This is a genomic window from Tolypothrix tenuis PCC 7101 (genome assembly GCF_963874875.1).
Taxonomy (GTDB): Bacteria; Cyanobacteriota; Cyanobacteriia; order Cyanobacteriales; family Nostocaceae; genus Aulosira; species Aulosira tenue.
In genome coordinates, this window is sequence record NZ_CAWNJS010000001.1 from 6718606 (window position 1) to 6736597 (window position 17992).

A 17992-nucleotide genomic window follows, 5' to 3' on the forward strand; every position below is an offset into this window, starting at 1 on the left:
ATCGGCATGAAAATTATCACTTAAAGAATAAAATCGGTGATGTTAACCGAAGTGACTCCTGTGAAAGTGATAGTACCACCATTTATCGAGGTTAGATCTAGCTTGAGGTTGCAATTGTCGATTGAGGCGAGTTGATCGCAGCTATTAACCACACCATCGCTATTGCTATCTAAAGTACCTTGAGTCAAAATCAGTTGCTTGAGGTCGATTTTATCTTCCCATCTACAAAAGTCGCGGATAGTATCGTTACCAAAGTTAGCACCAAAGATAAACCTATCCTTACCTTCGCCGCCACTTAAATCATCATCGCCTCTACCACCAGTAATTAAATCGTCTCCTTTACCGCCACAAATCACATCATTACCATCGAAACCAGACAAACTATCAGCGCAATTTCCGCCTTTAATTACATCATTGAAGCGAGTGCCAATAATTTTATTGCTATCATGTTCGCTGCCTTGCAAAGTAAAAGTAGTATTGGGATTAGCAACAATCAAATTCTGTGAAGCAAAATCATAGTTTGCCCCACTTCCACAAGCTGCAAAAGTCACGTGATTCACATTACTATCAATTGTAATGCTGGAGACTAACCAATTATTTTTGTAACCGCCTATTTCTTGCAAGCGTGTAGAAATGTTGCCATCACCATTAGAATCTTGAATCGTAATATTAACTCCTGTGGGAACGGAAAAATTAAAGGAGTCAAAGATAGCTTGTAAGTCACTAAATTGTGAATCTGCAGATGTGTTGAAACTCTCAACTTGACCATCAGGTAATGCTTGTCTATTAATTTGCGGGTTATTTTCTGTGAAAACTACACCTGTATCTGTGACTAAGATATTGACAAAATCAATCAGTTCTGGAGAATATTGACCTGCTTGAAAGTTCAGGTTTTCTATTTGGGTGCCGTTATTAAAGGTAAATGAGCCCTTATTAAAGCGATCGCGACTATAAACACTATCGGCGATAAAATCAACCAAAGCATTGATTACAGCTTGTTCATCTGCAGTTGTAGTTTCACCAGCAGTAGTTAAACTGCCATCAGCCCCTAACCCATTCCAAACTGCTAAATTAGCTAAATATTGCGGATCTGTACTTTTTGCCCAATCTGCCTCAAATCCCGCAATACCAATCTGGCCTGGTTGTAAAAATTCGGATTGATTTTGGTAAGGATAGCCAACACTAACAGAACCACTAATAGGATCGGGATTAAAGAAGAAGGAGGCGTTAGTATTGTTGGGGTTATTGAAATTCTCCACCGAAAACACTCTAAATGGCTGTTGGTTATTTAAAGTGCCTTCAAGTTTATATGTGGAAACATCTAACCTACTACTAGCTGCAATTGTACCGGGATTCAGTGTTTTACCATTGACTGCCACAACTTCGGCTTGATTTTGAATATTTAAAAAGCCAAATTCTACCCTATCGTCTCCGTTGCTTTTTTGCACATTGTAATTGAGGAAAAAGACCCCATTAAAAGGTGTTTCATAATATTCAGGCAAAGCTGGATTGATATCACCTGTGTTAGGGTTAATTGTGCCTAATCTGCCTGTTAAATTTATAGATGTAATATTTTCGGTACTAACTTTAGCATTGACGGTAATAGTTTTAGTTTCTCCAGCTGCAATATTGTCAAACAACACCTCTAGAGTTTGAGCATTATTGTCTGTGTCAATGCTAGTACCACCATCGAGATCAGCAAAACTGATAAAATCTAAACCAATGGGCAATTTCTGCCTGAGGTCATCAACAATTTGCACGCCTGTGGCATCACCAAAACCCTTATTGCTGACGGTAATTGTAAATGTCACTTCATCCCCAGGCAGCGCAATCACTTGATCTGCTTTACCATCGTTGTTGTAATCAACAGATTGTTTCAGACTGCTAAAGGATTGTTGATTAACTAGGGTAAATTCTTTCTCTACAGATAGGTTAGCTACAGGTGCCAGGATACTGCTGTAATCATCTTCTGTAGGATCACCATTATTCACAACTGAATCTGGATCTTCTTGATCGGCGGCAACAATTTCCGCCACATTAGTATAAGCAGCCCCATCAGCAGCATTCACAACTTTGGCTTTCAGCGTCAGGGTAACATTATCGCCTGATTTGATAGAACCGACATTCCAAATTCCAGTTGTAATGTCATAAGTTCCCACACCAGCGTCAGCACCAAGGAAGCTAAAACCAGAAGGTAGTAAGTCTTGAATTTTTACCCCTGTCGCATTGGCTGGGCCGCTATTATTCAAAGTTACGGTGAAAGTAACTTCATCACCTACAAATAAAGATTCATTAGATATTGTTTGACTCAGAGATAAATCAGCTTGCTTAACTACATATAAAGTGGCACTGCTGTAGTCATCTTCTCTAGGGTTGCCATTATTTACCACTGAATCTGGATCTGGTTGATCAGCAGCAACAATTTCCGCCACATTAGTATAGGCAGCTGCATCAGTAGCATTCAAAACTGTGGCTTTCAGCGTCAGGGTAACATTACGCCCTGATTTGATAGAACCAACATCCCAAATTCCAGTTGTGCTGTCATAATTCCCTACACTAGCCTTAGCATTGATGAAGCTAAAACCAGAGGGTAGTAAATCTTGAATTTTTACCCCTGTCGCATTGGCTGGGCCGCTATTTTTTAACGTTAGGGTGAAAGTAACCTCATCACCTACAAATAAAGATTTATCAGATATTTTTTGACTTAGAGATAAATCTGCCTGCTTAACTACACATAAAGTGGCACTACTATAGTCATCTTCTCTGGGGTTGCCATTATTCACAACTGAATCTGGATCTTTTTGATCGGCGGCAATAATTTCTGCCACATTAGTATAAGCAGCCGCATCAGTGGCATTCAAAACTGTGGCTTTCAGCGTCAGGGTGACTTTACAGCCTGACTTAATACAACCAACATCCCAAATTCCAGTTGTGCTGTCATAAGTTCCCACACTAGCCTTAGCACCAATGAAGCTAAAACCAGAAGGTAGTAAATCTTGAATTTTCACCCCTGTAGCATTAACTGGGCCGCTATTATTCAAAGTCAGGGTAAAAGAGACCTCATCACCTACAAATAAAGATTTATCAGATATTTTTTGACTCAGAGATAAATCTGCCAATACTGGTTCGCATTTATCTGTAGTCTGATTTTTACCTTTACGCTGGCCCGAGGAATCCAACTTTTCAAAACTTTTAGATTTTTGAGAAGATTTAGAATTTTTATTAGTCATAACTACAATTATTTTATTAAATCATTGTTAACAATTTGTGATTTATAATAGCGGATATCCTAAATTTGCTTACCTTTAAGGTTCTGCTAGGCAAGTACTGGTGTGGGAAATTCTAGGTTTATCCTCATCCCTGTTTCGGAAAAGATTTTGATCAAAAGCGAATTAAATTTGACCGATATCTGCCAAATATCAGCTTAGTTGAATGTTAATAACAACACTCTACTAATATTCTGCTAATTCTCCATCATCATCTCAAAATTATTGTCAGTTATTACCCATATTGTTTGGGCATAAAATTAACAAAAATATTCTTTGTTCAACATAAATAACCTAAATAAGATTGATACATCAAAAGCTTTGATGATGGGCTGAACTCATGAGAATCAAACAGGAAACACTTATTTTAGCTATTAAAGCACAATGTAATGAATTTAATAAAATTCTCAGTAATATCTTTAAATAGGCTCTAAAAAAGAGGAGTTCTATAAATAAATGGTTAAGTAGCTAGTTTTTTTAACCTAAATATGTATATAAAATTTTGTCTTCCCCTAAATAGCCTAAAAGCCTGATTCTATAAAGAATTTACGTTAAATCAAAATACCCAGAAGCTGAATTTTAGGCTGTTACTTTCAGCAGAGAAAAATTATCCGCTTGTTAAAAATTTCATATTTAACGATACAGTTTTCTAGTATTACCACTGACTGCTGAGTCTGGTAAACCAAGTTGGGGTAAAGGGAATGAGCCAAAGGTGTTTTTCCTTCTCTCTTTCCTTTTACCCTTTTCCTTTAACCTACAAGTATTGAATACAGAAGTGAATTTCTCTGCATCCTTTAAATATTCATTGTGGTTCTATTGAGCAAACAACAAATATTTAGAGGATAAGAAACAAAGCGATAAAATGCTCCCAAAATATGATTCTTGCGGAGTTAATACTAATAAGTATCAACGCTCAGTTTTTAATTCAAAGTTGAAGGAGTTGTCTTCACCGTTGTGATGGTTTGAGACACATGAGAAACAGCATAACGAACTGTATTAATAAAATTTTGGGCGTAACGTTGCGTGGAAAAATCTAAGGCCCGTTGTCGTGCTGCAACTCCAACACGATCGCTAAATTCTGGATCATCAAGATAGCGGAGAATTGCGATCGCTAATGCATCTGCATCACCATAAGGTGTCAACAGCCCATTTACGCCATCTGTAATGATTTCTGTGGGGCCGCCAGCATTCCCAGCCACCACGGGTTTACCGAGGGCCATAGCCTCAATAATCACAATCCCAAAAGGTTCATTATCAGAAGCGTGGATAAAGATATCCATCGCCTGCATCCACTCAGGAACATTGCGCTGTAGTCCCACCATCAACACGCGATCGCTTAATCCCAATTCTGCTATTTGTGCTGTTAACAAGTCCTCATAATCAGCCTCTAAATCATGCTTACCACCAACAATGACACAATTAGCATCAGGATATCTCTGCAATATTTGTGGCATAGCATCTACTAGAGTATGCATTCCCTTCCATCGTTGCAAACGTCCCACAATCCCAATCAAAGGCCCGTGTAGCGGTAAACCCAACTTTAACCGTGCTGCCATTGGCGCAGGTAGAACAGTCGGCTCAAATCTGTCTAAAGCCACACCCGGATATACTAAGTGTGTTGGTCTATAAGGCCAAATCTTCGCCTGTGCTTCCTTACCCTCTTTCGAGAGAGTGATAATCGCCCGTGCTGGTAATAACGTCGCCAATTGCAACAACCAAGACTTAGCGTTAGGTACTTCTAGCTGATACCATACAGCAGGTACACCAGCTGCGATCGCAGCTAGCCCTCCATATAGATGAGTAATCCACATCCAATTGGCGATCGCATCTACACGTTCTTGTTTCGCCAACATAGCGATACGAAACACCGCACTGATCATCCGGTGAACTTCTCGCAAACGGCCGCTTGCAATTACTCTGGTATCAATACCCAATGCGCTTACTTGTGCCACCATTGGGCCATCTTCTAAAAATACCGCTATCCATTCAATCCCAGCTTGCCGTCCTTGTTGCATCAAATCCCAAAACATCATTTCCCCGCCACCTCTTTGTTCGGCCAGTGGCATAATAGCAATCACTTTCATAATGTCTATCCACTCATACTAGTTTTTACTTGATATGGGAGCTATGGCAATCCGATGATTTTTTGCCATAGTCTTGGTATTTGTAGGAAAGCTGGAGTCGTGGGAAGCTTTCCTTCATCAGATTCTGTAACTTACAATCTGAAGGTTTTAATGTTGTAATTTTGGCGTTAATACAGCCGCAATAAAGCGAAAAGTTATAATGAAATTGCTGTGGATCTCAAGTTTAGTGCCAAGCAATATCAAAATTATCTATGTATTCAAAAATCAATGCATAACTCTACAGATAAATAGATTTTACCTTCCCGATAAATTTTCAATTGCCATCACTCATTAGCCAAGATAATCAATAGTAATTCTCAATTATTTAGGAAAAAAATCTATAATTTAATATTGCTACACTATAGAATTTATCTCAGATTCCTGAACTACTATAAACTTGGAATATGCTTGATATATCCAGCTACTACAAGTATAAACACACTTAGATAAAGCAGCAATAGAATAATGAAATATTTTTTAATAAAATGTATAACTTATAATTGTAGTTTAGTTAAATAAGTATTTTATAAAGCTAATATAATTTAAATTATACAGCAGATTATAAATTGGTAATTTGCAGATTATCGTAAGGGCAAGACACTGCCTTGCCCTTACGCGCATACCTTATTTACTTGAAATAGGATAGATGTATGATTGATGAGAATATGATTAAATAACAAAGATTACCTAATTACTCAGATAATCTTTGTATTTCTCGTCTAGCCACTTCAGAATCGAGCAATAAAATAGTTAATTAGAATTACCTATTTGTGGAATAGAGCCGGGATACTTGATAATTAGATATTGCAAATTGCTTTGCTGCTGATAATATTTATGTGCTGCCATAGACATAGCGAGAAATCCCCATAAAATCATACCAGCAACACTCAACATCCCACTACCAATAACTAACTGAAAACAACCACTGATTCCAATTGCACGGGCAGCACTGACAAAACTATCAAAGCGACCTTCTTTGTACTTACTCACATTGATAATTGTCAAAATTAAGCCACCTAAATAAAAGATAGCCCCAGCCCAACCCAAGGTGAAAAACATATCAAGAACACCACTGTCAATTACAAAAACTTCGATTTGTCCGGTTTTTTCATTGACCTTCCAGATATTGCCTAAACCGTTACCTAATACATTAGAAAGCGCAATACTCAAATTGCGATCATAACTGCCAGATCTATCTTTAAAACTGGTGTCATTTTCTAAATTAGAAAAAGTTTCTAACCGAGTAGCTACCACCTCTGAAATTGGCTCAATTGTGGTTAAGGGAACAACACATATTGCCATGACCACAATAATCGTAATTAAGCGCATTTGAATTTTAGCTTTGACTGAACCTAAAATCATAATTACGCCTAATAACCAGCCGCCCCAATTAGTACGTGCTTGTGCTAATAAGAAGGACAAATAACCCACAGCCGATGCAGGAAAAATTAAAAATCCAGTTCTAGTAAATAACAATAATAGACCAGCTTGCATTACAGAACCAAAAGGCCCAACTGAGTGTAAAGTACTCCAGACACGCATCCCAAAAGGTTCTGGATCTCCGGAACTGGTAAACATTTTGGATTCGATTAACCAATATCTATCCCATTCCGGTGCTACCACAAATTGATAAACACCATAAGCACCAGTAATTAACACACACCAGAGAAATACACGCTGCATTTGCTCTCGGTAAGTCGGATAATCTCGCCAGTTCATAAATAAATGAAAAGCGAAAATAATCGGACTTAGCCAATCTAAAAGACCACGCGCTACAGGCACAGGGGCATTATAAATCAGACCCACTAAAAATCCATAAAATACCCCAATAAACGCCAAAAGAAAAGGTAAACCTCCTTGGCGGACACTGCTAGGCAAATATTTAATAAAAGTGCCAATAGTGACAAACACCACTAAATAAGGTGCAATCAATATCTGACGAGTAGGGTCCCAACCAACTCGGTAATCTACCAACCGCGCAACTAAAGGCGTGAGAAACCAAATCCACCAAGTAAACCCAATATAGAGAATGGGATGGCGGAAATAAAGAAATAAACCTACTAATAAAGATGTTGCCGGAAAAACTAACCGCAACATCGTTGCTGCACCAGTAAAATAACAAACTACTGTGAGCAATATGTAACCCAAGATTACCATCCAAGCTTGTGCAGCCCGGTCTTGAGGCGAGAAGTTTTCTTGCAAAACAGGATTGTAAAGTATTTGTTTCTGTTGAGAAGACATTCAATTTTGGATTTGTATTGATTTGAGTACAGAAAATTGAAATTTATTCTTTGCGCTTTTGCGTGATATTTATTAATACTTTTTAACGAACCGCATTCGCGTAGCGTCTCGCAGAGAAGACGCGAAGATAACGAAGAAAGAGAGCTAATTTACTCAAAACACAACAAATTTATTTTTGAAGTTTGGATTTTGAATTTTGAATTGTTGATGTGTTTGCCAACCTAACCAGCGCCCACGCAAAGAAGCCAGGAATTTTTTACCTGCTAATTGTCCTTGGCTAGGTAACAATCTCAACCATTGCACAAAGCCCAAACTATCCCTTGTGCCTATAAATATTGCCCATAATAAAAACACTGCACGACGTAACGGTGGCAGATGATCTAATAAAACTAAAGTTTCATTATGGACTAAATTAATAAAGGCAATTTGATTAAAATTATGGCGTTGGTCTTCATCAAAACGTTGTGCAGGATAATGATCGACTGCCACTTGGGGATCGTAAATTAGCTTCCAACCAGCGCGTTTTAAGGCGAAGGTAAACGCCATTTCAAAATGGACTTGTGCGCCTGTACCACGCATTCTTTCATCAAAATGCAACTGCGCGATCGCAGCGTGACGAAAACTCATGTTCACGCCTTTAAGAACATCAACTTCCCGCGCTTCTCCCACTCCTAAGTGATGGTTACCAATCACCCGTCCAAACCACTGTAATTTTCCAACTACCTGGTGAGAACCTTCTTCCAGTTTGTTACGTTGATAGATCCAATCACGCCCACCAACGCCAGCAATACGGCTATCTGCCAGAAAATGCGCGTTGATTTTCTCTAACCAATTAGGATGGGGGGCTGCATCATCATCGGTAATCGAAACAATGTCACCCTCAACTGCGGCGAGTCCGGCGTTTAAGGCTGCTACTACTCCAGGTACGCTAACTGTAACTGTTTGTAGTGGCAGTTTATCGGTAGGAAAATCCGCGAGAAATTGCCAAGTTTCCTGATCTGTATCACGAACAACGACGATTACTTGATCGACTGGTTTAGTTTGCGCCTGTAATGCTAAAAGACAACGAGACAAATCTAGAGGACGGCGATAAGTGGGGATAAGAACAGTGTTTTTCATGGAAAGTTGGCGGGAATCTGCATTTTCTGGCGATTGATTAGAGATAGTCGCCCGCTTCTGTGACGCAAAAAAACTCTTCTCCATGCCCTTTGCCCCATGCCCCATGCCCAAAAAGGTAGAATTTGCTTTTAAATCCTCAAATAGATCCACGTAATTTTGTGCCATCGTCATCCAGCTATATTGTTCAGCAAGAGAACGTGCTGCTTTACCCATTTGCTGCATCAAAGGGCGATCGCAGATTAAAGATGACAGTGCTGCGGCTAAAGCCTCAATGTCATCGGTATTTGACAAAACCACTCCGCATTCTGGTGTCACCAGTTCTGCACCTCCGGTGGCGGTGGCGGTAATAACTGGTAGCCCAGAAGCGAGGGCTTCTAATAATACGAGGGTGCAAGCTTCATAACGGGAAGGAAATACAAATAAATCCACAGCCCGCATAATAGCGGCTATATCACGCCGATAGCCTAAAAAATGTACTCGTTCACTTAACCCTAAAGATGCTGCTAGCTGCGGAAAAGGGCTACCTTCAGTGTCACCCACAACCGCCAGATGTAAATCAGGAACCTTGGCTAAGGCATAGAGAACTGTATCTAAGTTCTTTCTGGTGGTGCGAATATCGCCAGCAAACAGCGCTAGAGGCACATTTTCGGGTAAATTCCAACTTTGGCGACTGCTGATCCCAGGGGTAAACTCTGTTAAATCCACGCCATTGACAATTACCTGAATTTGCGATCGCGGTACGCCAATATTGACTAATTCCTGCGCTACTTTCTCGGATACCGCCACAACCACTTTCGCTTGCTGGAAAGCCTGTTTTTCCCATTGGGCATTTAAGGCAGTATAAAGCCACTGGTACAAACCATAGGCATCGCGCCGAGTGCGAGAAATATGCACAGGCGATCGCAACCAAGAACTGTGAACAAAATGTACAGCATTCACATCCGCAGAGGTTGTTGTAATCGCACCATTAACTTTGACTAAATCAAATTCAGCGCGATGTTTGTTTAACCAATCTGCACTTTTTTTGGCGAATACCAAATTCCGAATAAATTCTGTTGGGAATTTTTGAACTGAAATTTCTACCCAATTAACTAAACTATTATTTTGTAGTTCTGGTGCTACTTCACTAGCTAATAATGTTAGTTGATGACCACGACGAATAACTTCTTTCGCAACTTCATAGTTAACTCGACCTTGTCCATCACCTTTTTTCAATTTGTGAGTCACAATACAAATTTTCACACACCACCTCCTGCGGCGATTAACTTATATACGCACCTAAATAGCTGAATCCAGTTCAATACTACAAGGGATAGCGTTTTGAACTTAAAATTGATTAAGGGGAAAAGGTTAAAGGTTAAGGGTTAAAAGTCTTTTCTTTCCCTTTTCCAATTCTCCTTTTTTCCCTTAACCCACAAGCAGTTAATTGATGGATTGAGGTAGATTAATATCTATGATATTTTTTTTCAGAGAGTTGATTTTTTTAGCAAATTTATTTTTTTTACAACTAACCCACTCAATGTAAAACTTAAGTAAATCGAAGAATTTCGTAGCTAGAGGTTGGGGAATAAAACTCAGAGTTAATGCTGCGATAGTTCGCAGATTAAACTTCTGTTTGCTTAGTGCTTGCCAAAAATAAGAACGCGCTTCTAATACTTGCTGATTTCGCAGTAAACCTATTCCCAAAGTGGTATTAGCTTCTAACCATTGCTTTTGGAAGTAGGACTTAAACTCTTCAAGACGAGGGTCTTCCATAAAAACTTGATAACAGAACAATTCGCTTTTAGCCTTGCGAATTTTTGCCTCAGCATTGCGATGACCACTGAGCATTGTATCAGTTTGCTCATGGGCACGATAATAAGTCAATCTTTCAGGATAATAGTAAGCTGCATAACCAGATGTAGCGCAAATGTAGCTTAAATATACATCCCATAAACCGCCAACTTGGGGGGGAATATTATCCCAATTCATGAGATTAGCTCGAAATACACAAGCTGCAGCAGTGGGGATACTTTTATAAAGTAAACCCATTTTATAAAAAGCTTTATATATTCCTTGTTCTAGTGTGTCGCGCTTAAAACCACGGGTATTTGCTTCCGTACCAGAATAATTAATATTGCCAAGAGCATCAATGATATATTGATCGCTAAAAGCAATAATTAATTCTGAATGTGCTTCTAATATGGGCACAAGTTTAGCTAAAAAATCTTCGTGCCATAAATCATCATCATGGAGGCTAGCAACATATTTACCACGCGCTATCTTAAAGCCATACATCTGATTACTAAACATCCCAATATTTTCTGGATGTCGCACGAATTTGATACGTGAATCACCAAAAGATTCCACAATTCCTTGAGGATTTTCGGGGCTACAATTATCAGAAACAATAATCTCCAGATTTTGGTAAGTCTGCCTGACTGCACTAGCGATCGCTTGTTTGAGATACTGTGGTCGATTATAAGTAGGAATAATTACGCTAACCAGTGGTTGTACTACTTCAGAATTGTTAGACATAATATTTATTACAGTAGTTGAGTTTAAATAAGAGACGCAGAGACGCGATTCATCGTACAAAATTTGTAGAGACGCGATTCATCGCGTCTGTAAAAGGGAAGGGAGAAAAGACATAATGCATGAATTTTGAATTCTCCCAATCCCCAATCCCCAATCCCCAATCCCTAGTCCCCAGTCCCCAATCAGCTATTTCCCATCTGATAATGTGTCTGGTGATATTTCCACAGTTGACCTTGAAGTTCAAGTAATTCTTGATACTTACCCTGTTCCACGATGCGTCCTTTTTCGAGGACGACAACCTTATCAGCTTGAGCAATAGTAGAGAGACGGTGAGCAATTACAATTACTGTGCGTCCTACAGCATAGCTTTCTAAAAACTCTTGAATTGTCTGCTGTGTAATTGCATCTAAAGCACTGGTGGCTTCATCTAATATCAAAATTTCGGGTTTGCGTACTAAAGCACGCGCGATCGCAATTCGTTGTTGTTGTCCACCAGATAGTTGAATGCCGTCCGCACCTAAAATTGTGTTAAAGCCCCCAGGTAATTTTTCGATAAATTCTAGTGCATGGGCTTGACGTGCTGCTTCGCGGATTTCCTCATCGGTAGCATTAGGAGTACCGTAAGCAATATTGTTGCGAATGGAAGTGTTGAAGATAAATGTTTTCTGGCTGACTATCGCCATTTTGCGACGTAGCGAGTCTATATCAAAATCTCGCAAATCAACGCCATCGATGAGAATTTGTCCTTGTACTGGATCGTGAAATCTAGGAATTAAATCAGCCAGGGTACTTTTACCACCACCAGTTTCTCCTACTAAGGCAATCATCTGTCCCTGTTCCATGCTCAGGGTAATATTATGTAGCACTAAATTATTAGGCTCATAACCAAAATCTACAGATACTATATCAATTCCTTGTTTTAATCCAGGGAATTGAATTTTACCATTTTGAAAATAGTCTTTATCTTCTGGTGTCAACAACTGTTTAATATTTTCGACTGCCCCCGCTTGGGTATTTAAAAAAGCTACTACGCCATTCAAATCTTGAATCATTGGCACCAAGCGGAACAGGATAAAGAAGAATGTCAACAATGAAGCCACCTTCATTAAGCCAGTTGTTAATGCCACAATAATCATCATCACAAGAATTAATGTGGCAGCACTCTCAGTAATTGGTCTCACTGATAAAGACAGCCAATAAACTGATTTCCAAGTAGTGACTATATTTTGACTAGCTTTGTAATACCGTCGCCGTTCAAAATCGATGGTAGAAAATGCATGAATAGTCCGGATACCTTCCAGAAATTCTAGCGCTCTTGCAGTAAATTTATCGTTAGCTTTAGTAACGCCAAAACTCCGTTCCCGCACATTTCTATTCAGAGTTGTTAGCCCCACAGCCAAGAGACTAAACAGTAAAACAGAAATAATAGAAAGTTGCCAAGAAATTAAAAATAGCGAGAGAGCATAGACGGCAATTGTTAATAATCTAGTAATGACAAAAGCCACACCGCCAAAAATCTGCCTAATCCTCTCCATTTCATTGGTGAGACTATTAATCAATTCACCAGAACTTTTCTTAGCAAAATATTTGAGTTCTTGTGCTTGTAACTGCTCAAATATCTGTTTTCTGAGATTGTCTACTAAATTTACTTCGCTCAGTTGAATGCAAAGCTGTGCGAGGTAATTAAACGAAGCGCGGATAAAAGTTATAACTACAATTAAAATCGATACTCTGTACAATCTTTCATTGGGAGAACCATTAATATCTAAAATTACGACATCAAACCATTGAAATCCAGTTTTTATGGGTTCAGCATCAGGAGTAGTTAAGCTCTGCAAAAATGCTAATAAAAAACCCAGTCCAAACCCCTCAAATGTAACAGCACAGAGCGATAAAATAATCGCTAATGTAGCAAGTCGAGGGAATTTTTTGAACTCTCGTAGAATCAAATAATGATTTTGCCAAAAGCTACTAGTTTTGATGAATCTACGAGTTGACTGTGGAAGATTAAAATACATAAATTTTTGACAAAGCTTTCAATTAAACAACAGACCAAGCACTTAAGTTAATTGCCGGGTCTTAAATAGGATGGCGATAGATGAAGCGACCAATAGCCGAGCCACAAAGAATGGCAAATTTTTGTTGCAGAAGTTTGACAGAAGAATACATTTGAATTGGTGTTTGACTATGCCGCCAAAACAATTTATCTGTAATGCTAGGACGGCTACCTTGAAGAGCACTAATAATCAATTTCTTCCGCCAAGGCTTCACACTTGGTACGATGGCATGAGACATAATAGTGCCGCCAGGAATAAAATCCATCCCATCAGGCCCTACTGTACTTAGAGGTAAATTCGATACCATCAGTGCTAAGTTCAGGTAAGTCTGATCGCCATAAAGATAGGGATAATGACCAAAAGATTTATCGCCATATAAATCTTGTAAATCTGAGTGTCCAGCCATCTCACCCAGTTCTATCAGTTTCTGCCAAAGTCCAAGAATAGATTGACAGCTTTTATTCACACCAATAAAGCCACTATTGAAGTGATAATCTAATTGGTGATCGCAAACTAAGCCGTTACTTTCCGCAAATTCTTTCCATGCTAACCGTCGAGGATGATTTGCGGGAACGTGATACCAAGAATCGCCACACAGCGCAATTCCCCGACTCACCCACTTTTCGTAAAAATCCCAACTACATTTATTGACGATATCAGGGTCAAAGTAAAATAGTGCTTCTACATCTGGGCAGTAACTTTCCCATAATAAATTCATAAAATCAGGCTTATAAAAGCCAAAGTGTTTGCGGGTATCTAGTTTTACAAACCGAATAGCACAACCATCTGCGATCGCCAATTCTTGATAGCCCTTACCAGCTTTAACTGACTTCGCCCAAGGTGGTAAATTTCCGCGATACCCAGCCCAAATCACCCCGCGAAACCCATGATGATATAGGGAATTAGCCAAAGCCCCGACACCATAATGGTAGTCTTTTTCAAAAACAGTACATATAGCAGTTTTCATATTGCATCTCGTTAAATTCAGCAAATAATTTGTATTTTTAACCACCAAAGTTGTGAGCAACTTTGGGGTTGTTGATTCATAAAACCAAAAATCTATAATGCAGCGTTTTTCATGTGAGTTTTAAGATTCAGCCGGCTTCAACGTGGCTTCTACCTGCCATGAACCAGCCGTTTCTGGTGCTGCATTGAGATTTCGTTGTTTAGAAGAAGTGAACTGCACCGCATCTGCCAAAGTCCAACAATGTGATTGCACTAAACCTCTGTCACCTTGCAATACATTCAACAACTGCGGAAAGTTATGCAAACCAGATTTACTCAGCCAACGCCGCAATGGTGTGACGTTGCGCGCCTCAGTTGTCCGTAACTTGATGGCTGGAAAAAGCTTACCACGCTCCCCCACCAACCATTCCCGCGCGAACACTGGCCCTGGTGAATCAATCTGCATCAACAAAACCAGTCCCAGCATAACTGGACTTAGCACGACTAGCAACACAAAAGCCAAAACCCAATCAAACAGCTGCTTCCATAGTCTGACAACAGGATGAGCTTTTTTTAGCGGTTGATTCCCAGAGGGAAAGCGCAGAAAAATTGGCTTATTAGCTGCTGCACAAGCTTCCGCCCAAAACCGCAACAAATCCTCACTTAGCTTGGCATCAATACTCACCAACTTTACTGGGGAATGTTTTAAGCACTCGACTAACCATTGTTTGTCATCTAAAGAAGGCAGATATGGCTGTTTGATATATTTAGGAGACTTTACCAACAACTGACCCCGCCGCCATAACAATGTACAGTATGGAGAGTTGGGATTTGGTTGACGTTCCTCAGTTAGCTTGTAGGGATTCTGTAGAGATGGAATTATTGAGATAGTCATAGGTCATGAGATATGTAGAGAAGTAGATTCTTGACCTGATATCAAAGCGTTAATCAAAATTCTTTGCTGAAATTTATCTGATTTGAGATGTGAGAAAACAGGATTTTACTCTCACCAACTTAATGATGCGATTAGTCTGTCAAAATCAGTCTCAGCCTACTTTTTAGCTATTTTTAAACGGCTGTGATATCTAGGATAGAAGACTCTTTTGGAATAAATCTTGGTCAGAGAAATTCTTTATGTATTCTTGATAAAGTATTTACTTTTTCCAGAGAATTATTAAGTTTTTGTAAATTAGAGAATAGTTTTCATGACAAATTTCCCCAAACATTAAGGCACAACAATGTTGTGCCTTAAAATCTGCTGAGACTGCAGCTAATGAACAACGCCTATAGTGGTTTTCACTAGATGAAATACACCACTCTAGCCAATACTTGTCGGTTAAGGGGAAAAAGGGGAATGGGAAAAGGGAAAGAAAAAACCTTTAACCCTTAATCTTTAACCTTTTCCCCAAAACCAATTTTTGCGTGATTCCTTATCCTCTTTCCCTACGAGAACCTGTTTCACTCAAACGAGAAGAGCTGTATTTTTCCATAGCTTGTTGCAGCGCAAATCTTTGTGGCTTTGTATAAGGTACGTATGTGCTGTCAGCGTTGGAGGCTCCATTTGCTACGACTCCAATCAGATTTAACTTGCTCAACATCGCTGTAGCTTGAGCCATTTGGCTGCGAGTTACTCTACCAATGCTTGCCAACATCACAACACTACGACAAGATGATGCAGTCAACATCGCATCTACCAAGCCGAGGACAGGAGAACCATCTACCAGTACCAAATCATAGTTCTCTTCAAAAGTTGCCATTAATTGTGTCATCCGTGGCGAACTCAAGAGATTAGCTGCATCAGCCGGTGTGGGCCCAGCTGTCAAAATATCGATGTAGGATGAACCTGAGTATTGAATACTCATTTGGTTGGGTATAGAGCCTTCACTAGTGAGGAGAGTGGAAAGCCCTTGATCGTTGGGCAGATTGAGTTGATTGTGTAAGCTTGGTTCACGCAAATTAGCATCAATCAATAGTACCTTTTTGTGTAACCGCGCCGCACTCATTGCCAAACCTAACGCCAAAGCGGACTTACCCTCATCGGGTAAAGCCGAGGTAATCATTAATGATTTCAAACTGGTAACAGTATTGAGCAGTTCAATATTTTTATAAATTAGGTCTAGCGATTCCCAACTAGGAGGAGACTGTAATACTTGAACTGTCCAAGGTGCAAGCTCTTCTGGTTTACCAAAAGGCAACTTAATTACTGACTCTCTAGGTTTAACAGGGGGTAACTTGGGAGTAATACCTAACAATGGTAGAGCTGCGTGCTTCTCTAACTCAGCAGTAGTATGAACAGCATCGTCAGAGGCTTCTCGTACAAAAGTAGCAATACCTCCCAACATTAAGCCAACCACTGCACCCAACAACAAGTTTTGCTGCAAGTTGGGGCCCATTAATGTACCCTTTTGGGGTTCTTCAACCACTTCCCAATTAAATCCGCCTTTAGAAAGTTCTTGACGCACTTGCTGTTCAGCTCTCAACAACTGCTCTAACCTTTCACGACTAAATTGCAGTTGCGGTAATATGCGATTGTAATAAGCCAACAAAGGCGGAAAGCGTTTGAGTTGGAAACGCAAGTCATTCTCTTTCTGAGCCAAAGTTTGATCGCGCGCTGCTAAAGAAACAATATTTGTTTGTGTTTCTACTAGCTGACCAGCAAGATTAAGGTCAATTTGCCCGAGTTGTCCTTGTTCTAGGAGATTTCCACTATCTGCAACAGCACTAGCAGGTAAGCCGCCTAAAGTTCTGCTCACCTCTTGTTGCAATAATTCCTTCTGTCCTTCTAGTTGTGCTTGCAACTTTTGCACGCTAGGAGTTTCATCTGTGAACCGTAAGCGTTCTTGTGATAGGGCCAGTTCTGTTTTTTGAATCTCGTTGAGTAAACCTTGATAGCGAGTAGACTGACTCAAACGCGAAGAAACCAAAGCATTTTGTGGTGAACGATTAAGTTGGGCTTGCAAAGATTGTTGACGCGCCAAAGCTTCTTGATATTGAGAACGAGTAGTACGTCGTTCTTCTTCAAGTTTATTCAAAGCGTCTTCTAGCGCTTTTGCTTGTGTTTCCGGATCGATTAAATTCTGAGTTCTGCGAAATCGTTGCAGATTAGTTTCAGAAGCATTAACTTCATCACTAGCTTTTTTTAATTGCTCTCTAATAACTTGCAGCCCTTTCTGTAAACGGGAATCTTGCTGCTGTTTGTTATATTCCAAATACACCTGGCGAATCGCGCTCAGAACTTTTTGGGTTTTTTCTGCATCGCGATCGCTATATTCAACCTGAAAAATTTTCGTTAAGACATTATCTTCTTTGGTTTTAATTTGGTTCAAAACCAAAGCATTCTTAACATCATCAACAGTTAAGTCTGGATAGTCTTGTTGAACTTTATCAACAGCCTTTTGCAACAGTCCAGAACTCTTCATGATGTTGAGTTGGGTTGCTGTGTCTATTTCAATAGTAGGTTCAGTAAATTGATTTTCTGGAGTTGCTGTTCCTTGTTTAACTTGATAATTAGGTTCTACCAACAACTGCATAGAACTTTTGTAGGTAGGCTTGGTTTTTGTAGTGATAAAACCAGCAAAAGTAACGGAAGTGAAAAATACAAGAACAAACCAGGGAAATCTGCGTAGCATTACGGCCAACATCTGTCCGTAACCTGCTTCATTTTCGGGAGGTGTATGCGGATTGGGATTGAAACTCGGATTAAGACTAGTTTGAACCACTTTTA

Annotated in this window: 9 protein-coding genes and 1 pseudogene; all 10 read right to left on the reverse strand. The window is 39.6% G+C overall.

Annotation, left to right across the window (positions count from 1 at the left end; all coding sequences use genetic code 11):
* Positions 1-20 precede the first annotated feature (20 nt).
* Positions 21-3230, reverse strand: coding sequence for a DUF11 domain-containing protein (locus AACU25_RS26460; protein ID WP_096580788.1), 3210 nt, complete (start codon positions 3228-3230; stop codon positions 21-23).
* Positions 3231-4186: 956 nt separating this feature from the next.
* Positions 4187-5350 (reverse strand): glycosyltransferase family 4 protein, encoded by a 1164-nt coding sequence (locus AACU25_RS26465; protein ID WP_096580790.1) that lies wholly within the window; start codon positions 5348-5350, stop codon positions 4187-4189.
* Positions 5351-6139: 789 nt separating this feature from the next.
* On the reverse strand, positions 6140-7630 hold the full coding sequence (locus AACU25_RS26470) for a glucose-6-phosphate isomerase (RefSeq protein WP_096580792.1): 1491 nt from the start codon (positions 7628-7630) through the stop codon (positions 6140-6142).
* Positions 7631-7783: 153 nt separating this feature from the next.
* Positions 7784-8749, reverse strand: coding sequence for a glycosyltransferase (locus AACU25_RS26475; RefSeq protein ID WP_096584090.1), 966 nt, complete (start codon positions 8747-8749; stop codon positions 7784-7786).
* Positions 8750-8878: 129 nt separating this feature from the next.
* Positions 8879-9991 (reverse strand): annotated as a pseudogene (locus AACU25_RS26480) (glycosyltransferase family 4 protein); the annotation flags it as partial.
* Positions 9992-10171: 180 nt separating this feature from the next.
* A complete protein-coding gene (locus tag AACU25_RS26485) occupies positions 10172-11266 on the reverse strand; it encodes a glycosyltransferase family 2 protein (protein WP_096580794.1) in 1095 nt (364 codons plus the stop codon).
* 182 nt (positions 11267-11448) lie between these two features.
* Positions 11449-13284 (reverse strand): heterocyst formation ABC transporter subunit HepA, encoded by a 1836-nt coding sequence (gene hepA / locus AACU25_RS26490; RefSeq protein ID WP_096580796.1) that lies wholly within the window; start codon positions 13282-13284, stop codon positions 11449-11451.
* Between the two features lie 61 nt (positions 13285-13345).
* On the reverse strand, positions 13346-14290 hold the full coding sequence (locus tag AACU25_RS26495) for a hypothetical protein (RefSeq protein ID WP_096580798.1): 945 nt from the start codon (positions 14288-14290) through the stop codon (positions 13346-13348).
* A 120-nt stretch (positions 14291-14410) separates the two neighbouring features.
* Positions 14411-15163, reverse strand: a complete 753-nt coding sequence (gene hepC / locus AACU25_RS26500) for a heterocyst development glycosyltransferase HepC (RefSeq protein WP_096580800.1) — start codon at positions 15161-15163, stop codon at positions 14411-14413.
* A gap of 535 nt (positions 15164-15698) precedes the next feature.
* The gene (locus AACU25_RS26505) at positions 15699-17987 is read right to left on the reverse strand and encodes a GumC family protein (protein WP_190445874.1); all 2289 of its coding nucleotides are present in this window, start codon (positions 17985-17987) and stop codon (positions 15699-15701) included.
* Positions 17988-17992: the final 5 nt, after the last annotated feature.